Here is a 19713-nt window from a genome sequence, read left to right on the forward strand (position 1 = left end):
TACGTCCGCGGGTGAATAACCCAAAATGTGCTCAAAGGGTGCAGAACATTAAACAGGCTAACGCGAAACCAGTTGTTCAGGTGAAACCATGATGGCAGCGAAATCTTCTGGACGGCGTGCCAGAACCGCCGCCTCCGGGCGTCATCGCTGGTTACCCTGGATCCTGGGACTCGTGCTTGGGCTCGTCGTCGGCGGTGGCATGACCTGGGTATATGCGCCACCCAATGCGGATGTCATCCGGGTGCAATCAGCCGAGTGGGTCCACCACATGCGTAACCTCGTCACCCCGGGGGCCAGCCCATCATCGACCAAAACCTCGGTCGATGACCCCAAGATTTATGCCCCCGTGCCCCTTGCCCTGCCGCCTGAAAACACCAGCGATCATGACCTTGTGGCCGATAACCTTGACCAACTGATCAACGTTAACGCGCCCATCCCGGAGCCAGGCCAGCTTGCTATCGCCCTGGACGAAGCAGTCGCGAGACTGACCCTGAACCACCGGATGCTCGTTGTCGATGCTGCTACCGGCCGTGCCTTATATGACACCGGGGGCCAGGATCCGATTGTGCCTGCTTCCACCCTGAAACTGTTCACTGCTATCAGCGCGTTGCATCACCTGGACACCCACCATCGATTTACTACCTCCGCGAGTTATGATCCGACGCAGGGCGTGACCCTGATCGGCGGGGGAGACGGGCTGTTATCGAACGGTGCCAGCACCGGTGAAACTGTTGGTTATGCCGGGTTGGCAGATTTAGCCAATGCCACGTGGGAGGCCATTGAACACGATGTGCCTCAAGGTGACGTCGTCGACGTCCGAGTGGATGTCTCCCGATACGCTGAGCCATTTGTTCACCCCAGCTGGACCGAAGGGTTGATGACCAGCGGTTGGGTTTCTCCCGTCTACCCGCTCAATACCTGGGGCGGATTTGTAGCCGACCCGCAACTCACCAGCGATGCAGTAGCCGACGGGGCCGCCTACGCCGGCGCCGCCTTCGCCCAGCGTTTGACCGAAGCAGCTACCCAAGCCGGATACGACGTCGAATTTTCCAATGCTGGACGCACGATGGAACCCTCCGGGGCAGAACCGGTAGCCAGTGTGCGTTCCGCAACGCTGGGTGAACAGTTGCAATTTGCCATGAAACAATCCAACAACATGCTGTTTGAGATGTTTGGTCGGGAAGCAGCACTTGCAGCCGAAGCAAGCCCAGACTTCAATGGTTCCACAACCACCACCCTCAACACGCTGCAAGAGCTGGGACTCAACGTCGAACACCTGCACTTTGTCGATAACAGTGGGCTATCACCAAACAGTCGAGCCACCCTGGACGCCACCGTGCAACTGTACGAACACATGTTAACCGAAGAACCATACCGGCCAATTTTCCAAACCCTCACCATCGCTGGTTACGACGGGACAATGCGTAACCGGATGACTGAAGCACCATACTCGGGCGTGGTACGTTCTAAAACCGGCACGCTTGACATCGCAAGTTCCAACGCCGGGTCTACCGTCACCGCAGACGGCCGCACCCTATGGTTTGCCATCAACACCACTGGCGCTGACGGAGATTATGCAGCAGCCCGAACAGAACAAGACCACCTTGCCGAGGTACTAACCGACTGCGGATGCAGCAAGTGAGTAACGACATCGTTGATCCAGTAGGGTTCAACATGAAGGGACACCGCCATGCAAATTTTTAGTCAAAAGGTGGCAGCATCCACCGGACGCAACCTTGTGCCACCCGGACCCCGAGTTCCCGCCACCGACGCCATCATTGAAACCGAAGCGCTCCGCGCCGCTGCATACGCCGCCGCAGAGCACGTGGCGACTCTGAGTAAGCTCTCCGCCGTTGAACACTGGGCCAGTGAACCTATCGATGCCGACGTCGAAGTCCTCGTGGTGGATCGCCCCGGCTGGATCACCGCAAACTCGCACTCGCTTCAGGTCATGCTCGAACCAGCATTTCAGCGGCTCAGCCAAGTCAGCGAAAGCCTGGTGAAAAGCCTCGGTTCAGACGCCACCGCAGGTTTCTCCGGCGCCCAAGTAGGTGCGGTGCTAGCATTCTTATCCACCAAGATTTTAGGCCAGTTTGAGCCCTACGCCGCCCAAGCTGCCGGTGGAGACGCTAAACCCCGACTGATGCTTGTGGCACCCAACGTCATGATGATCCGGGACGAACTCAAACTCGACCCCGAAGACTTCAGATTTTGGGTTAGCCTGCACGAACTGACACACGTGGCCCAATTCGCCCAGGCCCCGTGGCTGTCGCAGCACATCTTGGACATCGCAACCGACTTTTTGCTAACCAGTATCCTGCCGGAGTCCGAAAACCAGCTCACCGCGCCGCAGAAGGCTGCGAAAGCCAAGAAACTCGAATCCCAGATCACCGGGGTCATGTCACTGCTGGAAGGTCATGCCAACGTCATCATGGACGCCGTCGATCGGAAGCTGGTGCCCAGCGTGCGTGTGATCCGTAAGCGCTTCGACGAACGCTCAGCGAACCACAACTGGCTAGCGCACTTATTGCGCAAACTCTTTGGACTGGATGCCAAAGCAAAGCAGTACAAGCAGGGCCAAGCATTTGTTGCAGCGGTGATTGACCGCGTGGGGATGGAACAATTCAACATCGTCTGGGATGCACCAGAAAATCTTCCGTCCATGGATGAACTGACCGATGCTGATGCTTGGGTTGCCCGCGTCTTCAAGTAGGCCATACTGTGAGCACTTCACCACCTGTTGACCCTCCACTGAGCGGACCGGACGCCTGGCCGCCAAGCAGTGCCTGGCCGGCTGCAGTCCATTCAGGTGTGAAGGCGCTAAGAGCCCTGGTGGACGGTTGGAGCGCATCGCAAGACCAACCTATCTTGGTGGGGGTTTCTGGTGGGGCAGATTCGATGGCTTTAGCGGCGCTCGCCGCTGAGACGCAACGCACTACTGGGCTGACATTCGGAGCATTGATTTTCGATCACCAGCTGCAAGAGATCACCGCACAGGTAGCCCACCAAGCTGCCCGCAGTTGTACGGTGATGGGTTTACAACCCGTTATGCTGCGGAAATTGACGGTAGTCTCCGGTAGGGATGGCCTTGAAGCGGCAGCTCGGCAGGCACGCTACGACGCGTTCGTACAGTGTGCCCACGAAATTCAAGCGGCAGGCGTATTAACAGCGCACACTGCTAACGACCAAGCCGAACAGGTGCTTTTAGGGCTTTCCCGGGGTTCCGGATTGCGCTCCATTGCGGGCATTCGTAAACAACGCACCCATGACGCACCCGGTTATGCGCCGGTACGCATCGGGCGACCGTTGCTGGAGCTGACCCGCGAAGCTACAGAACGTATTTGCGCTTGGGCCGGCATCCGGTATTTCGAAGATCCCATGAATCGAGATGACGCTATCGCCAGGATTCGGGTGCGGAGGCATCTGCTGCCGGCACTTGTGAATCCCAGCACTGGGCTGGGGCCGGGAGTGTTTTCCGGTTTGGTTACCACAGCAAGCTTGGCAGCCGATGATGCCGCAGTTTTAGAAGACATCGCCGATGCAACCTACCGCGAGCTAGTCATTGAAGAACCTCATCAGCTGAGCTTCTCGTTGAAAGCCCTGCAACGGTTGCCACCCGCTATCTTGCGACGGGTCATCGCTATTGCAGTACAACATTTTGGGGCGCCTCAACCCAGTTTTGAGCGGTTAGCAGCCATCCAGGAACTGGTGTTCCCACCGCTGGGCAGGTCCTCGTCTTCCGGCCCGATCCAATTGGAGGGCCATGTGAGTCTTTACCGCAAAAAAGGCGATGAAGAATATGCAAAACTATTAGTCATCCCCTCATACCCGAGGGACTAACCTGACCTAACGAGGAGTGACCATGAAGGCCGAAGACGTTGCAGGCGATTTGGAGTCAGTATTACTGACTCGCGAAGAGATTGATGACATTGTCCAGGACCTGGCGGTGCAGATCGATCGCGATTACGAAGGCAAAGATATTCTGCTGGTGGGCGTACTGAAAGGTGCGTTGATGATCATGGCGGATCTCTCTCGAGCGCTGCGCTCCAACGTCACCATCGATTTCATGGCCGTCTCCTCCTACGGGTCAGGAACCAAGTCTTCTGGCGTTGTCCGAATCCTGAAAGACCTTGAAGAAGATCTCATGGGACGCCATGTCCTGATTGTGGAAGATATCGTCGACTCGGGTCTGACCTTGTCTTGGTTGAAGACTAACTTGGAATCGCGTGGTCCTGCCTCCGTTGAGATTGTCACGTTGTTCCGCAAACCTGAGGCACTTGCTGTCGACATTGATGTGAAATACATTGGGCGCGACATTCCCAACAAGTTTGTCGTTGGGTACGGTCTGGACTTCAGCCAGAAATATCGCAACCTGGATGTCTTGGCCACCTTGGCACCCCACGTCTACGAATAAAACAACTTTCTCGCGTTCCCGGTGATGCCGTTAGGTGTGGCACCACCGGGATGAGCGTGTCGGTGTGTGTTTATCCGCGATGCATATGATTCCGAATCCACTTTGCTTCTGGCGTCGAGGGATTCAGCAAGAATTCCGGAAACTGGTCGTCGTTCAGACGAACTAACACCTCGGACTCGTGGAGAATCGTGTGGTGGAAGCGGCATACCATCACAGCGTTTTCTAACGACGTCATCCCACCGTTTTGCCAGTGCTGGATGTGATGCACTTCGGAGTACATGTGCGGCATTTGGCATCCGGGGTAGGCACATCCGCCGTCGCGCATAATCACCGCGCGATGAATGCTCGTTGAAAATCCACGCTGGCTCCGCCCAACATCGAGGGGTTCGCCTTTGGAACCGAGCACCGCCGGGATAATGGATGCATCGCAGGCCATCATGCGTAATTGCGCCCAGTCGAGTTCCATCGCATCATAGTCGTAGAGTTCCGGAAACGGTTTTCTTCCTTCAATCAAGGCAGCGATCTCATGTTGCACATTTGGGTCGTTAGAACCGAAATCTAGATACTCACCGGCTAGATCGGCGTATTGCAGGCCCACTGTCACTTTGGGAACCACATTGACCAAACGTCCTAGGCCAGGAATGACCACACCCGACGGCGTAATATCTTCCTCATGAGCCGTTGCTAAAGTCGCCTCGGCTGTCTGGTTGATGACGTCATGAGAATCCGCGGAGTGCTGATTGATCTGATCTTGTGCACTGCCCGCCGGCAAGGTGGTGAGTACGATTCCGGTTTCTAAAATGTCTAACAGGAAATGCGACCACCTTTGGGCAGGTGTGCGGTTGTCATACAGCATGGGAATTTCGTATTCGTCATCTGCTGGTGTGATGCGTTGTGCCCCAGATTTTGTTGAGCCGTCGGGATTCAGGTGGGTTTCGTCGTTGATACGTGATATCTCATTGCGCAAGTTATTGACTTGTCTTCGCAATCGTTCTAATACGTTGCGATATTGCCATTTGGTGAGCACCCAGTCGAGCCGAATATGATTATCGCCCAGCGGGGAGATAAATCGTAGACCTTCCTCATACTGACGTTGCTTTGGGGTCAGTCGTGTCCCGGGTTTGGTGAATTGTCGGTTCGTACAGCGTTTGACCCGGTCGGCAAACTTTCGGACCTCATCAGGTCCAGCGTGGAGTGCTTTGGCTAAGAGTTCGCCTTCTTTGGTAGCGACTAAGCGGTCTGCTTGGTCATCGGTGGCACCCGCACGTTTCGACGCAGCACGAATCGATCGAAGCCGATCGACAATGTAATTGGCAGATGCCGGATCGATTTTGCCATCAGCCATGGCTTGTTGGATCTTCGGTGCGCGCATCTTGGAAGCGCCCGGCTTGGTCGGGTTAGCGGTGGCGATGCGCAACCGGCGTTCAACCTCTTTAGTGTCGAGACCGATGAGTCGGGCAATGAAGTCCTTGGCATCTTTAAACGGGCGCTTACCTTTATGTGCCAGGGTTGCGCCCCGAGCGTCGATGCTTTCGAACCAGCCTTCCAATAGGAAAGCTAGGCGACATTGGAAGTTATAAAAGCGACGGTGATTTTCCTCGGCGATCCGACTGACATCGCCTAGTGAGAGGGCGGCATCGTCATCCCCGAGAGGCTCGCTTAGTTGTTGATCGGTTTTGGCATTGAACCGGTTAATGATGACGGCTTGTAAAGCTAATAGCTGTGCCGGGTTCATGGCATCAAGCGCCGCGCCATAGTCTTCCTCGACGCGTTGGATGTTGGCATTGTGTAGTTCGAAGAGCCGCTGCGACTCCAACGGCTCAGCAACACGTGAAAGGTCGTCATCGGTAGTATCTGGTTGTATCGGGATCGGCATACTCATGTGCACACCTCCTGTCATAACGAGTGCTGTGCCACCTAGTGTCACTGACTCTGAAAGCCCGTGGGCCCACAAGATGATGGACTGTGGATAACACGAACGAAGAACTGGGGTTGTGCATAGCAGCAGTCCTTCCACCGGTTGCGAAAGGAAAAGAGACGTATTCAACTCAGCGTGGTGAAGGGGGTAGTTTTAGAAGGGTGAAAGCCAAGAACATCTTTAAAGGGCCGGTCATTTGGATCGTCCTTGCAGTATTAGCGTTACTGCTCGTCGTACCGGTGCTGTCGGGCTCGTCGTCGAGCCGTGTCGACACTTCGGTGGGTATCCAACTATTGGAAGACAACAAGGCCAACCAAGCCCTGTTGGACGACAATGACCACCGCGTTGAGCTCACACTGCAAGACGACTTTGTCCACGAAGACCGCAATCTGGGCACTCAGGTGCACTTCTTCTACTCGAAGGACCGCGCCGAAACCGTGGTCAACGAGATTGCCGCGGCCGACCTCGATGAATTTACCGACCAGCCAGTCACCTCGAACTGGTTACTGTCGATGCTGGGCTTCTTGATCCCGTTCATCATTATCGCCCTGTTGTTCTGGTTCTTGCTTTCGCGCATGCAGGGTGGCGGCAGCCAGATGATGAAGTTTGGCAAGTCCCAGGCCAAACTGATGTCCAAAGACAACCCGCAGGTCACCTTTAAAGATGTTGCCGGGGCCGAAGAGGCGGTCGAAGAGCTCCAAGAAATCAAAGAATTTCTGACCGAGCCGGACAAGTTCAAAGCCGTTGGCGCGAAAATCCCAACCGGTGTGTTGCTCTATGGTCCACCCGGGACCGGTAAAACCCTGATTGCCCGTGCGCTCGCCGGTGAAGCAGGGGTCCCGTTCTACACCATTTCGGGTTCCGACTTCGTGGAAATGTTTGTTGGTGTGGGTGCATCCCGCGTCCGTGACTTATTCAATGAGGCCAAGAAGAATGCGCCGGCCATTATTTTCGTCGACGAAATTGATGCGGTCGGTCGGCACCGTGGCGCCGGTGTTGGCGGCGGTAATGACGAGCGCGAACAAACCTTGAACCAGCTGCTGGTCGAGATGGACGGCTTCGATGAAAATGCCAACGTCATCCTGATTGCCGCGACCAACCGCCCCGATGTCTTGGACCCGGCGCTGCTGCGCCCGGGCCGTTTTGACCGGCAGGTGCCGGTCGAAGCGCCATCACTGGAGGGACGTCTACAAATTTTGAAAGTCCACGCCCAAGGCAAACCGCTCGTCGAAGACATCGACCTGTATGGTTTGGCGCAGCGCACCCCGGGCTTCTCGGGTGCGGATCTGGCTAACGTGCTCAATGAAGCGGCACTGCTCACGGCGCGCTCGAACGCGCACCTGATTGACAACCGCGCGATCGATGAGGCCGTGGACCGGGTCATGGCGGGCCCGCAGAAACGTACCCGCCTGATGAATGATCACGAACGCAAAGTCACCGCCTACCACGAGGGTGGTCACGCGCTGGTTGCCGCCGGTCTGAACCACTCGGCGCCGGTCACCAAGGTGACGATTCTGCCACGCGGTCGAGCCCTGGGTTACACGATGGTAGTGCCCGAAGAAGACAAATACTCGGTGACCCGCAACGAACTGCTCGACCAGTTGGCCTACGCGCTGGGCGGCCGGGTGGCCGAAGAGATTGTGTTCCACGACCCCTCGACCGGGGCCTCAAACGACATCAATAAGGCCACCGAAACGGCGCGCCGCATGGTGACCGAATACGGCATGTCTGCACGTGTTGGCACCGTGAAACTGGGGTCTGGGGACGATGAACCCTTCCTAGGTGGCAGAGGCATGGGTGGCGGCCGGGAATACTCGGATGAGCTGGCCTACGTCGTGGATGAAGAAGTCCGCACCCTGTTGGACAACGCGCACGCTGAGGCCTACTGGGTGCTCAACGAAAACCGCGACATCTTAGATACGCTTGCCGCCCGGTTACTCGAGCAAGAGACCATGAACCGCCACGAACTAGCCGAACTGTTTGCCGATGTGCGCAAGTATAAGCCGCGTGACACGTGGTTATTCCACGAGGATCGTCCGGTGTCGGATATCCCACCGGTGGACATGCCAGCCGGGACCGCGACCGATAACATGTCGCATCCAGAAGCGATCCAGCAGGCTGGTCAGTCGCCAAATAGTCATCCAGCACACACCGAGGGCGTGGTCCCGTATGATGACGGCGCACCATCTTCTCTCGGCGACCAGGAGTAACTGACATGATGGACCAACCTCGAATTGAAGCTGCGGTTCGTGAAATTCTGCTTGCCGTGGGGGAAGATCCGGACCGTGACGGGCTGGTAGATACCCCGGCGCGCGTGGCTCGGGCGTACGGGGAGTTTTTTGCCGGACTGCACCGCGATCCGGCAGAAATCCTCGGCACCACGTTTGATATTTCGCACGATGAGATGGTGTTAGTCAAAGACATTGAGTTTTATTCGATGTGCGAGCACCACCTGGTCCCTTTCCACGGGCACGCACATATTGGGTACATCCCTTCGGCCGAAGGGAAAGTGACCGGTCTGTCGAAGCTGGCTCGCCTCGTGGACTTATATGCACGCCGTCCGCAGGTCCAAGAGCGATTGACCACTCAAATTGTCGAAGCCTTAGTGGAACACTTGAACCCGCAGGGTGCCATTGTGGTGTTGTCGGCCGAGCACATGTGCATGTCGATGCGCGGGGTCCAGAAACCGCACGCCAAAACCGTGACCTCTGCGGTTCGTGGACAACTGCGTGAATCATCCACACGCAATGAGGCGATGAGCCTGATCATGAACAGCGGAGTACACTAAGCCCGGCGCCAGAATGTGCCGCACGTAGAACCAAACAGGAAGGATTCCCATGTCTATTGGAGCTGTCCCAGGAACCGGTCCGGCGACGGGCCCGTTGTCGGTGGTTCGCAAAGCTCACCGCAAAACCTTTGCGGAGCTGCCAACCGACCGCACCTTGGTCATGGGGATTCTCAACGTCACGGATAATTCGTTTTCCGACGGCGGGGAAAACTTCAACACGGCCAAAGCGAGCGACCACGGGCTGCGTATGCACTATGCGGGCGCGGATATTATCGACGTCGGCGGGGAATCCACCGCTCCGGGTACCGAGGAAGTCTCCCCGGAAGAAGAGCAGGCTCGCATCCTGCCGGTGGTCGAAGCGCTGATCAAAGCCGGCGTGTATGTTTCCGTGGACACCCGCCACACCGAGACCGCTCGCGCGGCACTTGAGTTGGGCGAAGTGATGATCAACGACGTCTCCGGGCTAAACTATGAGCCCGAAATGCCCAAACTCATCGCCGAAACCGGCGCCCGCTACGTGGTGATGCACAACCGTGGCAACTCCAAGACCATGGACGGGCTGGCCGAGTACGACGATCTGGTGCGCGACGTTGTAGCCGAAACCCAGCAGGTCATTGACGCGTTTCTGGCCGCCGGTGTGACCAAAGAACAACTGATCGTTGACCCAGGGTTGGGCTTTTCTAAGACCGGCGAGCAGAACTGGCAGCTGCTCAATCACCTTGAGAAATTCCAGCGGCTAGGCTATCCGGTGCTCATTGGTGCTTCGCGCAAACGCTTTATTGGTTCGATGCTGGCCACCAACGGTGAAAAACCGGTGGAACCCCGCCAGCGCGACCATGCCACGGCGGCCATTACCGCCCAGGTTGCCGACGCCGGCGTGTGGTGCGTCCGCGTGCACTCGGTGGTCCCAAACCTAGACGCCGTCAAAACTGTGACCACCCGCCAGGCGGTAGGCTAGACCATGGCGACCATTCGTCTGACCGGGCTGCGTGCCCGCGGCTACCACGGGGTGCTGACCTCCGAGCGCGTCTCGGGCCAAGTGTTTCTGGTGGACCTGGACCTCGACATCGATGTCGCTCAAGCGGCTGCAACCGACGACGTCGCTCACACCGTGAACTACGCCGAAGTGGCCGGCGTGGTCGAAGGGTTGATCACCGGCACACCCGTGAACCTGATCGAGACGCTGGCAGTGCACATTGCCGACGCCGTCCTGGAAAAATTTGCGCCGGTCCGCGCGGTCACCGTGACCGTGAATAAGCCACAAGCCCCGATTCCATCGGATTTTGAAAACGTGGCCGTCACCGTGACCCAGCAGCGCAACGCCTAGGACGCATCGTGTCGCAGTTGCCGGGTTACTTGCTGGCCCCTCCCGCACAGCCGGAGTCGGCCGTGATCGCACTGGGCTCCAACCTGGGTGATTCGAAACAAATTCTCGCCGATGCCGTTGCAGCCTTCCGCGCACATGACCACATCAGCGTGACCGCAGTCTCCCCGCTGGCTCAAACCGCACCCGTTGGGGGAGTGGAGCAACCGGACTTTCTGAATCAGGTGCTGTTAGTCGATACCACGCTAGCCCCCTGGGCGCTATTGCAGTTCGGTCACGATCTAGAACAAGCAGCCGCCCGTGTCCGCGATATCCGCTGGGGCCCACGCACCCTGGATGTCGATCTGATCGTCTACGACGATGTCACCTCCGATCACCCGGACCTCGTGTTGCCGCATCCGCGAGCCCACGAGCGCGCGTTCGTGCTGGCCCCGTGGTCCTGGGCAGATCCGAGAGCCCGCTTGCAGGGCACCCCGGTGACTGAATTGGCCGCGGCCGCCGACGACGCGGCAACCGTAATACAATGTGAGCCAGAACCGCCCCCGGCACCAGGAAGCGAGGAGTCATGACATCCATGCGTGTCAGCCGAGTCTTCCTCGTCATCATCATTGCTACCGCCTTGGGGTGGCTCGGCGCGTTTTATTCGGCGCAAGCCGGTTGGCCCACCCTGTCACTTGGGTACCCCTCGGTCATCACCCTGGCCGCGGTGATCGTCTTAGAACTGGTCCTGGGCATCCGGGTGCTGCGTGACCGCGAACGCCCCGTCGCCGACCGGATGAACCCGCTGGCCGCCGCTCGCACCCTGGTGCTGGCTCACGCCGGCACGTATGCTGGGGCAGCAATCAGTGGGTGGCACCTGGGCATCCTGGTGCACCGGCTGCCACAGGCCGGGTTCGGGCCCGTCGTCATTACTGAATCGATCGCCCAGGTCATCGCCGCGTTGATCCTGGTGGTCGTAGGTTTTATGGTGGAACAATGGTGCAGGATCCCGCCGGAGGACCCCGACGGCAACGGGAACCACGACCGCAGGCCCCCAAATACCTCGGGCGCCCAACCCACGGCTCGCCGGGCGCAACCTGTTGAAAAACCCAGACCCTAACCGTTATTTCCTACCAGATTGCCGGCATGTATCACGAACAGCTGCCCTACCGCAGGGTCTCCCCAAAATTGATTGTGCTGCGCCACATCTACAATGCCCTGGGATTCGGCATCCCGGTCATCGCCACCACCATCGGGCTGCTCATGCTGCACGCCAGCACCGATTTTTTCACCAGCTTTCCGGTCGCATATCTGCTGTTTGCTGTCCCTGTCGGTTTGCTGATCACCGCGATCGTCTTTGTGTTTATCATTCCCCGCCAGGTGAAAGCCCTGGGATATTTAGAAAACCGTGACGACCTGCTGTTGCGTCGCGGCATTTTGTTCCGTCGCCAGGTGGCGGTCCCGTATGGTCGCATCCAGTACGTGGACATCCGCCAAGGCCCTTTGCAGCGTGCCTACGGGATCACCCAAATTGTGATCACCACGGCCGGCGGCGGAACCGCCTCGACCTTCGAAGGCCTGCCGCTGGAGGAAGCCGAACGCTTGCGCGATGAACTCACTCAGCGCGGCTATGAGCGCCTGGCAGAATTGGCGGCGTCATGACCCAGCAGCACCTTCCCGCACCCGAAGAACACTCCGACGACGTCGAACCTGGCTGGCGTCGCGTCCACCCGATCTCGCCGTTTATTCGGTCCTGGTCAGTGTTGTTGATCTTCGTGTACATGATCATGAACTTCTCCGTTCAAGAGCTGCGTGAAGTCATTGAGACCTTTAACCTGACCGTGGGGCAGTCGCTGCTCATTTTGTTGGGCCTCGTCGTGGCCACTTTGACGGTGGCAGCCGGACTGTATGCGATTTCGTGGCGGTTTTATCAGTTTCGGATTACCAGCGACGCCGTCCAATTGCACTCCGGGGTCATTTTCCGCCGACGCCGTTACATGCGTTTGGACCGGCTGCAAGCCGTGGACATCGTCCGGCCCTTTTTTGCGCGGATCTTTGGGTTATCCAAACTCTCCCTGCACGCCGCCGACGGCTCCGAAACCACGCTGACATTGGAATACGTCCGAGAAACTGAAGCCGAACGGTTGCGCCATGAGATCCTCTACTTGGCTTCCGGCGCCCAAGACGACCCGAACCTCGACCCCACCGGCGATTCGATAGAGCCCAGCACCCAGGCCATCGGCCCACAGCTGCCCGATTACCCGTTCGCCGACTACCTCGGGCAGTACGTTGAACATAACCCGCACGGCGTACCTGAACACGTCGCCACCCCGCACACCGCACAGCCCGCCCAGGACAATCACGCCGGCTCGCGAGAGCTATTAACCATCCCGTTTGGGCGTGTCATCGGGGCCGCCCTACTGACCGGTGCCGCCACCGGGGTGTGGACGGCGATCTTCGGCGGGACCACCACCGGGTTTTTCATCTGGCTGGGCGCCCGCAACGATGCCGAACCACTCGCGATCCCGCTGGGGGTGCTGATTTTTTTGATCTTCCTCGGGGTCGCTCTGTTCACCGCCGGCATCACCGCTTTTACCCAGGTCAATGCCAACTTCAACTTCACGGCCAAGACATCGAGCTCGGGCGTGCGCGTCACCTCGGGCATGTTATCGACGTCGTCACACACAATCCCGCCCGGCCGGATACAGGCCATCCAGATCACCCAACCGCTGATCTACCGCTACTTTGGGTGGTACCGCATCCAGGTGACCGTCGCCGGTTACGGGCAGACTGACACCTCCACCACCGTGCTGCCCGTGGGCACCTTCGACGACGTCATCACCATGCTCTCCGTGCTGGCCCCAGATCCGGGGATCGAGTACGCCAACGACCTGATCTTCAATGCCTTGAAATTTACCGCCGACGATGACGGCTTCACCCGGGTACCATCGCGGGCGCGCATCTGGCAGCCGGTCGCCGGACGCCGTCACGGCTACACCACCACTCCCACACTGCTCCTGATCCGTTTTGGTCGGTTGCGGCGCAACCTGGCCATGATTCCACACGAGCGGTTGCAACAATCCTCGATGTACCAGACCCTGTCCGACAAGCTCTCCGGCACCGTATCTGCGTGGTTTGTGACGCCGCCCGGGCCGGTCCGCACCCACCTGCGCAATCAAGAACCCGCGGCTCTGGTGGAATTGTTCTTTGCCGAAGCCAAGATCGCCGCGAATGCTCGGCGGATCAGCGATAAGAATCAGTGGATGGCCCCGGAAGAACTGGAAACCTTCGAAAAAGCCGCGGCAAAAGCCCAAGCGAATGGCAGTGGTGCATGAAAGCCTTCCCCGCAGACCTGGAATTTCACCCGGTTAGCCCGAAACTGACCACGTACCGGCAGCTGGTCAACGTCATCAGCCTGGTGTGCTTCGTCACCGGTTTCACGGTCGCCGCGGTGATCTTTAACGCCCAGGTCGACCCGGGTTTCTGGCACGGATTGTCCTATATTCCGGCCGTCTGGACACTGCTCTATGACCTGGGGGTCATGATCGTCACCCCGTACCAGGTGCGCGTTCACGGTTGGGCCGAACAATCCGATGACTTGTTAATCCGTTCCGGGGCGGTTTTTCGTAAATACGAAGCCGTCCCGTATGGTCGCCTCCAGTTTGTTGAGCTCAGCCAAGGCCCCCTGCAACGCAAGTTTGATCTGGCCAATGTCACCATCACGACCGCCGGATCCACCGCCACGATCCATGGTGTTCCCACTCGTCAGGCGACCCGACTGCGCGACGACCTGACCCAGCGCGGCTACGCCCTGTTGGCCGGACTCTAAGAGGACAGTGTGAGAAAGGAGCGCACATGAGCGTTGACGAACCACTGACCACCGGTGCCATCGGTCGGCCGAATCGGCTGGGCATTGGCATCATCGGGGCCGGACGCGTCGGTGGGGTGCTGGGGCTGGCGCTACAACAAGCCGGGCACACCATCACCGCCGTCCACGCGGTCTCCGAGGCTTCGATTGCCCGCGCCGAAGCCCTGCTACCCAATGTCTCGATCTTGGACATCCCCGATATTTTGCGCCGTTCCGAGGCGGTTATTTTCGCGGTGCCCGACGACGTCCTAGAGGACCTGGTCTCGGGACTCGCCGCCGCAGGGCATATCCAAACCGGTCACCTGCTGGTGCACACCTCGGGGCGCTATGGCACCAACGTGATGCGATCGGTGCGCGAACACGGTGCCATCCCGGTGGCCATCCACCCGGCCATGACGTTCACCGGAACGTCCTTAGACGTTGACCGGCTGCATAACACTGCCTTCGGGATTACCGCCGATGCGGTGGTTGCTCCAATCGCCGAAGCACTAGTTGTTGAGATGGGCGGCATCCCGGTGTCCATCCCCGAAGCCGCCCGCCCGGTGTATCACGCGGCGATGGCTCATGCCTCGAATCACCTAGTGACCCTAACCGCCCAAGCCCAAGCGATGCTCGCCTCGGCCGGCATCGACCAGGCCTCTAAGCTATTAGGCAACCTGATGTCTGCCAGCTTAGAAAACGCGCTGACCAACGGCGACCAAGCGCTCACGGGACCCGTCTCACGAGGTGACAGTGGCACCGTAGCGAAGCACCTAGAAACCCTGAAAGCTCTTGATGATGGGGAGCTCTATGAGACCTATCGGGTCATGGCCTATGCCACCGCTCAGCGGGCACATAGCGCCGGATTTATCAATGCGACTAAGCTCGAAGAACTTCTGAAACTTCTCAAACCGTAACGGCAGGTGCGCACACCATCCACGAACCTTAAAGCAGGAAACTGACCAGATGGCAAGCAGACCAGCGCTTCGGGCTAGACTATGTGACGTGACCGACCAACAAGCCCTCTTGGCAACAACAGCCACCGATGTCAAAGCCGTGATCGCTGACAAAGTCGCCGAACTTATCGCAGCCGGTAATCCGGCTCCGACGGTGGGTTTAGTTCCCACCATGGGTGCCTTACATGAGGGGCACGGTGCATTATTTGAACAAGCGCGCACCGAAAATGACCTAGTGGTGGCCTCGATCTTCGTCAACCCGCTGCAATTTGATCAGCCAGAAGACTTCGAGCACTATCCACGCACCCTTGAGGCTGATCTCGAGCTTGTCACCACATTTGGTGGCGGCGTCGTCTTTGCGCCGTCCACCCAGCACATGTACCCCGGATATCCCGATGCTCCGCACATCCGGGTTTCGGCCGGCGAGATGGGCAGCATGTTCGAAGGTGCCTCCCGGCCAGGCCACTTCGATGGTGTTTGCACCGTGGTGGCAAAACTGTGGAATATCCTGATGCCACCGGCCCCGGCGGTGTTCCGGAGTTATTTCGGCCAAAAAGACGCTCAGCAGTTAGCCATTGTGACCCGCATGGCGCACGATCTGAATATTGATGTCGATATTCGGCCCGTGGCTCTGGTTCGAGCCCCATCCGGGTTAGCGCTCTCGTCTCGCAACGTCCGTTTGGATGATCACGGCATGGAAAAGGCTCTTGGGCTCTCACAAGCACTGCATTATCTTGCCGATCAGGCAACACGAGGTGAACTCTTGGATCTTTCGGCTGCCAGAGACATCATTCGAAGCCAAGAAAACGTAGAATTAGACTATTTAGAAATCGTCGATCCGACTACCCTCCAACCACTGACTCCAGAGCAATTACAAGCGCCCTTAGAGCGCGAAGCACTTGCCCTGGTCGCAGCATGGGTACCGCCGGTTCGGCTCATCGACAATATGTTGTTAGCGCCATAGGCTACCAATTGGATACCGGCACGATCTTTGAAGGAGACGCGTGACAACCACAACCCCAAAACCGACGCAGGATCTATATCGGCACGTGAACGGTGATTGGATGGAAAACAACACCATTCCAGCTGATCGTGGCACCTACGGCGCCTTCATGGAGTTGCACGACCAGTCAGAAATTGCCGTCCACGACATTCTTCAATCAGCCGCCGACGAGCTGACCAAAAAACAACGCAAACACTCTTTCCGAGCTGAACACTCCGATGAGGGCGCCAAGCTTCGCATCGGTGCCCTATATACGGCGATGATGAACGAAAAGACCATTGATGCACTCGGAGTTGCCCCGCTGTGGGAAACGCTGGATGAAATCTCGGACATCAAGAACGCCGACGAGTTCTTGAAGCTCACCGGTAAACTCCAGCGCAAAGGCATTGTCGGCGGACCGGTTGGTGTCGGTGCGATGCCAGACGCCGGAAACCCCGACCGTGTCTTGCTGCACATGATTCAAAGCGGATTGGGCTTACCTGACGAATCATATTACCGCGAAGAAAAGCACGCACATGTCGTCGAGGCCTACCGAACCTACGTCGAAAAACTGTTTTTACTGTCTGAACTAGCGCCCACTGAAAAACGCGCCCAGAAGATGGCGAAACGGGTGATCAATCTTGAAACCAAGATTGCCGAGCAGCACTGGGACATCGTGAAAGTTCGGGATGCGGTTAAACGCTACAACCTGTTCACCCGCAAAAAGCTGCTGAAGAAATTCCCCTCGGCCATCCACTGGTTGAAGGGCATGAAAATGGCTCCGGGCCAGAAACACGAGAATCGTTCGGAAGAAATCGTCGTCTGGCAGCCAGACTTCTTTGCTGGACTTGAACAACTGCTCGAATCAGAGCCAACCAAGTCCTGGCGTACTTGGTTGAAGCTGCACCTGCTGTCGTCTCATGCGCCATATTTGTCGAAAGACTTCGTCGAAGCCGATTTCGAATTCAATAAAGTCCTCACCGGGACGGAAGAACTGCGTCCCCGCTGGAAGCGTGCGGTGGCCCTGGTGAACTCCACCCTTGGTGAAGACGTGGGCCGTCTCTACGTTGCCCAGCACTACACCGAATCCCACCGAGAACACATGGATGAACTGGTCGACGCCTTACAACAGGCCTATCACCAGTCCATTTCTGAATTGCCATGGATGAGCAAGGAAACTCGAGAAAAAGCACTCGAGAAGCTCTCGAAATTCAATCCGATGGTGGGCTACCCGGTCAAATGGCACGACTATTCGGATATCAAGATGAACGCCACCGATCTGATTGCCACCTTGGATCGCATCTCGGAACATGAGTTTGAAGAAAACCTTTCCAAGATCGAAAAAGGCCCCGACCCAGAAGAATGGCATATGAGCCCGCAGACGGTCAACGCCTACTACTCACCGTTAGAAAACGCGATCGTCTTCCCGGCCGCTATCTTGCAGCCCCCGTTTTTCTCGCCCGAGGCGACTCCAGCGCAGAACTTCGGTGGCATCGGGGCTGTCATCGGTCACGAAATCGGCCACGGCTTTGATGACCAAGGTTCACAATACGACGGCGACGGTGCACTCAATAACTGGTGGACTGACGAAGACCGGGCCGCGTTTACCGAACGCACCCAATCACTGGTGGACCAGTACAAAGTGTTGGCGCCCTCAGAAGCGCCAGACCATAATGTCAACGGCGAGCTCACACTGGGGGAGAATATCGGTGACCTGGGTGGTTTAGGCATTAGCTATAAAGCACTGTATCTGTATTTGGAACAGAACCCAGAGGCCGTGAAGGCCCAGGGTCTGGATCCCAAAAAACCAACAGACCGCAAGGCGATTGACCGTCAGTTCTTCGAATCGTGGGCCTCTGTATGGCGTCAGCTGATCCGACCTGAAGCGGCCATCACGCGTGTTTCGACCGATCCGCACTCGCCCAACGAGTTCCGGGCGAATCAAGTCGTCAAAAACCTGGATGCGTTCCACGAAGCCTACGACACCAAGTCAGGCGACCCCATGTGGCTTGAGCCGAAGGAACGCGTCACCATTTGGTAATACTGGTCCAGAACATTTGATCTTTGGGTCGGTTCATTATGAACCGGCCCAAAATATTTCATGAGCTAACTGCTCTTTCGCTGGGCGGTGTTATTCATGAGTGTTGTACATGAGCACGCCCACAACGATGCCCACGACCATGCTGCTTGTTGCCAGCCCTATCACTGGAAACACTGTCGAATTTCAGAAGATTTGAATCTTTCGATACTGCCCACTGCGGGGTTGTGGCTAGTTGTGGATCATATCCATCAAAGTTCCTCGTGTGCCGCCAACCGGAATTCCGCACGCCACAACGAGGAGGTTCCGTCTCCTGCGATCTCGGCGAGCATTTTGCCGTAGGACGGGGCGAATTTGAACGCGTTGCCGTGCATACCGGTCGCATAGAGAATGCGTGAATCGGTGGCCAGCCGGTCGAAGATCGGAATTTGGTTGGAGGCAAAACTATCGTGGTGCGCCGAATGTCGCACAGGTGAACCGATGAGATCAGGGATACACTGGGTAACCATTTCACCAACATGTGCTAGTTGTTCAGGAGTGTAGTCCGCCGGACGGTCCTCGGGGGAGAGCGTGGTAGTCCAGGGTTCGGGGTAGACACCAATTTTGATGCTGTACCCGTCAAGGCTTGGGGCACCGAACCAGTGCGTGACAGAGCCATCAGCTTCCACCCGGTCGCGCATAAAGACTGGGAACACGTCGGGCTGGAATTGCTCAATGTGGCGCGGCATGGCCCACGTCAGGCCGATACGGCGCACCTCAACATATGACCGTAATTGCGGTAGCAGTTGGGTAGTCCACGAACCGGCGGTCACAATGATCCTCGGGGCCTGAAATGTGCCGGCACTGGTTTCGACTTCGACGCCGTCAGTCGTAGATCTCAACTGCGTGACCCGAGTATTGAAGTACAGTCGGGCACCGTGTTCTTCGGCAGCCATGTGTGCGGCGGTGACTGCGACTTCCGGGCGGAGCGCGCCACCGAGAAGATCCAGTATGCCGACGTCGTTAGGGTCCGGGCTAAACTGCGGGAACCGGGAGTGAAGTTCTGCAGCAGTGAGCATTTCATGAGGCAGGTCGTAGCGTTCAACCACCTCGCGCGTGGTGCGCATCGGTTCGAAATCCGCCGGGCCGACGCTCAGCGCTCCGCACTGGTGCAGGATCTGCCGGTCCGTGGCCGCTTCGAGCGCTCGCCACAGTTCAATTGAAGCGTCGACGTGGTCGTTGAAGACCGGACCTTCTTTGACGGCGGTTCGAAACAGCCGTGATTCGCCAGCGTATGATGAGCGCAGGTTTACTCGGTCATGCGCATCAATGCCGACAATTTTCAGGTCCGGCTGCTGTTGACTGAGCTGCCATAGCGTCATTGACCCGACCGATCCGGCGCCGATGACAATCACGTCGGCATGTTCCACTGCCACATCACATCTCTTACTGAACTTCTCATCGTCGCACATATGCGGTGGACTCGTG

The 19713-nt window shown here is 57.7% G+C and carries 18 protein-coding genes; 16 read left to right on the forward strand and 2 right to left on the reverse strand.

Features of this window, described 5'->3' with window-relative positions; translation table 11 throughout:
* The first annotated feature begins 88 nt into the window (after positions 1-88).
* The 4 genes from FB556_RS04590 to hpt are packed head-to-tail and all read left to right on the forward strand — an operon-like array spanning position 89 to position 4414.
* Positions 89-1642, forward strand: a complete 1554-nt coding sequence (locus tag FB556_RS04590) for a D-alanyl-D-alanine carboxypeptidase/D-alanyl-D-alanine-endopeptidase (protein ID WP_141865129.1) — start codon at positions 89-91, stop codon at positions 1640-1642.
* A gap of 48 nt (positions 1643-1690) precedes the next feature.
* Entirely contained in the window at positions 1691-2713 is a 1023-nt protein-coding gene (locus FB556_RS04595; protein ID WP_141865131.1) for a zinc-dependent metalloprotease, read from the forward strand.
* 8 nt (positions 2714-2721) lie between these two features.
* Positions 2722-3840: a tRNA lysidine(34) synthetase TilS gene (tilS, locus tag FB556_RS04600; protein WP_141865133.1), complete on the forward strand. Its 1119-nt coding sequence runs from the start codon at positions 2722-2724 to the stop codon at positions 3838-3840.
* 22 nt (positions 3841-3862) lie between these two features.
* Complete coding sequence (hpt, locus tag FB556_RS04605; protein ID WP_141865135.1) at positions 3863-4414, forward strand: hypoxanthine phosphoribosyltransferase; 552 nt, start codon at positions 3863-3865, stop codon at positions 4412-4414.
* A gap of 70 nt (positions 4415-4484) precedes the next feature.
* Here the strand turns inward: hpt and FB556_RS04610 are convergent, their stop codons facing one another.
* Positions 4485-6296, reverse strand: a complete 1812-nt coding sequence (locus tag FB556_RS04610; RefSeq protein WP_170200361.1) for an HNH endonuclease signature motif containing protein — start codon at positions 6294-6296, stop codon at positions 4485-4487.
* Positions 6297-6493: 197 nt separating this feature from the next.
* Here FB556_RS04610 and ftsH point away from each other — a divergent pair, with 197 nt between their 5' ends.
* The 12 genes from ftsH (at position 6494) to FB556_RS04670 (ending at position 18249) form a co-directional block, all read left to right on the forward strand.
* Complete coding sequence (gene ftsH, locus FB556_RS04615) at positions 6494-8542, forward strand: ATP-dependent zinc metalloprotease FtsH (RefSeq protein WP_141865139.1); 2049 nt, start codon at positions 6494-6496, stop codon at positions 8540-8542.
* Between the two features lie 5 nt (positions 8543-8547).
* Positions 8548-9120: a GTP cyclohydrolase I FolE gene (gene folE / locus FB556_RS04620; protein WP_141865142.1), complete on the forward strand. Its 573-nt coding sequence runs from the start codon at positions 8548-8550 to the stop codon at positions 9118-9120.
* Between the two features lie 49 nt (positions 9121-9169).
* A complete protein-coding gene (folP, locus tag FB556_RS04625; RefSeq protein ID WP_141865143.1) occupies positions 9170-10078 on the forward strand; it encodes a dihydropteroate synthase in 909 nt (302 codons plus the stop codon).
* 3 nt (positions 10079-10081) lie between these two features.
* Positions 10082-10447 (forward strand): dihydroneopterin aldolase, encoded by a 366-nt coding sequence (gene folB / locus FB556_RS04630; protein WP_141865145.1) that lies wholly within the window; start codon positions 10082-10084, stop codon positions 10445-10447.
* An 8-nt stretch (positions 10448-10455) separates the two neighbouring features.
* Positions 10456-11013 carry a 2-amino-4-hydroxy-6-hydroxymethyldihydropteridine diphosphokinase gene (gene folK, locus FB556_RS04635; RefSeq protein WP_246057195.1) on the forward strand — a complete coding sequence of 186 codons (558 nt, stop codon included), beginning with the start codon at positions 10456-10458 and terminating at the stop codon, positions 11011-11013.
* Positions 11010-11543 carry a DUF3180 domain-containing protein gene (locus FB556_RS04640; protein ID WP_141865149.1) on the forward strand — a complete coding sequence of 178 codons (534 nt, stop codon included), beginning with the start codon at positions 11010-11012 and terminating at the stop codon, positions 11541-11543. The genes folK and FB556_RS04640 overlap by 4 nt, the downstream gene beginning before the upstream one ends.
* Before the next feature lie 26 nt (positions 11544-11569).
* Complete coding sequence (locus FB556_RS04645; RefSeq protein ID WP_141865151.1) at positions 11570-12085, forward strand: PH domain-containing protein; 516 nt, start codon at positions 11570-11572, stop codon at positions 12083-12085.
* Complete coding sequence (locus FB556_RS04650) at positions 12082-13758, forward strand: PH domain-containing protein (RefSeq protein ID WP_141865153.1); 1677 nt, start codon at positions 12082-12084, stop codon at positions 13756-13758. Before FB556_RS04645 ends, FB556_RS04650 begins: the two co-directional genes overlap by 4 nt.
* Positions 13755-14252: a PH domain-containing protein gene (locus tag FB556_RS04655; RefSeq protein WP_141865155.1), complete on the forward strand. Its 498-nt coding sequence runs from the start codon at positions 13755-13757 to the stop codon at positions 14250-14252. Before FB556_RS04650 ends, FB556_RS04655 begins: the two co-directional genes overlap by 4 nt.
* 26 nt (positions 14253-14278) lie before the next feature.
* On the forward strand, positions 14279-15187 hold the full coding sequence (locus FB556_RS04660) for a Rossmann-like and DUF2520 domain-containing protein (protein WP_141865157.1): 909 nt from the start codon (positions 14279-14281) through the stop codon (positions 15185-15187).
* Between the two features lie 88 nt (positions 15188-15275).
* A complete protein-coding gene (panC, locus tag FB556_RS04665; RefSeq protein WP_246057196.1) occupies positions 15276-16190 on the forward strand; it encodes a pantoate--beta-alanine ligase in 915 nt (304 codons plus the stop codon).
* A gap of 40 nt (positions 16191-16230) precedes the next feature.
* A complete protein-coding gene (locus FB556_RS04670; RefSeq protein ID WP_281280466.1) occupies positions 16231-18249 on the forward strand; it encodes a M13 family metallopeptidase in 2019 nt (672 codons plus the stop codon).
* A gap of 248 nt (positions 18250-18497) precedes the next feature.
* Here FB556_RS04670 and solA read toward each other — a convergent pair whose 3' ends face one another.
* The gene (solA, locus tag FB556_RS04675) at positions 18498-19661 is read right to left on the reverse strand and encodes an N-methyl-L-tryptophan oxidase (RefSeq protein WP_170200362.1); all 1164 of its coding nucleotides are present in this window, start codon (positions 19659-19661) and stop codon (positions 18498-18500) included.
* Positions 19662-19713: the final 52 nt, after the last annotated feature.

The organism is Enteractinococcus coprophilus (assembly GCF_006716305.1).
Classification (GTDB): domain Bacteria; phylum Actinomycetota; class Actinomycetes; order Actinomycetales; family Micrococcaceae; genus Yaniella; species Yaniella coprophila.

What these genes read in the sequence shown, in the direction of transcription:
- FB556_RS04590 (WP_141865129.1), top strand. Translation starts at nt 89, where the DNA reads ATGATGGCAGCGAAATCTTCTGGACGGCGTGCCAGAACCGCCGCCTCC.
- FB556_RS04595 (WP_141865131.1), top strand. Translation starts at nt 1,691, where the DNA reads ATGCAAATTTTTAGTCAAAAGGTGGCAGCATCCACCGGACGCAACCTT.
- hpt (WP_141865135.1), top strand. Translation starts at nt 3,863, where the DNA reads ATGAAGGCCGAAGACGTTGCAGGCGATTTGGAGTCAGTATTACTGACT.
- FB556_RS04610 (WP_170200361.1), bottom strand. Translation starts at nt 6,296, where the DNA reads ATGAGTATGCCGATCCCGATACAACCAGATACTACCGATGACGACCTT.
- folE (WP_141865142.1), top strand. Translation starts at nt 8,548, where the DNA reads ATGATGGACCAACCTCGAATTGAAGCTGCGGTTCGTGAAATTCTGCTT.
- folP (WP_141865143.1), top strand. Translation starts at nt 9,170, where the DNA reads ATGTCTATTGGAGCTGTCCCAGGAACCGGTCCGGCGACGGGCCCGTTG.
- folB (WP_141865145.1), top strand. Translation starts at nt 10,082, where the DNA reads ATGGCGACCATTCGTCTGACCGGGCTGCGTGCCCGCGGCTACCACGGG.
- FB556_RS04640 (WP_141865149.1), top strand. Translation starts at nt 11,010, where the DNA reads ATGACATCCATGCGTGTCAGCCGAGTCTTCCTCGTCATCATCATTGCT.
- FB556_RS04645 (WP_141865151.1), top strand. Translation starts at nt 11,570, where the DNA reads ATGTATCACGAACAGCTGCCCTACCGCAGGGTCTCCCCAAAATTGATT.
- FB556_RS04650 (WP_141865153.1), top strand. Translation starts at nt 12,082, where the DNA reads ATGACCCAGCAGCACCTTCCCGCACCCGAAGAACACTCCGACGACGTC.
- FB556_RS04655 (WP_141865155.1), top strand. Translation starts at nt 13,755, where the DNA reads ATGAAAGCCTTCCCCGCAGACCTGGAATTTCACCCGGTTAGCCCGAAA.
- FB556_RS04660 (WP_141865157.1), top strand. Translation starts at nt 14,279, where the DNA reads ATGAGCGTTGACGAACCACTGACCACCGGTGCCATCGGTCGGCCGAAT.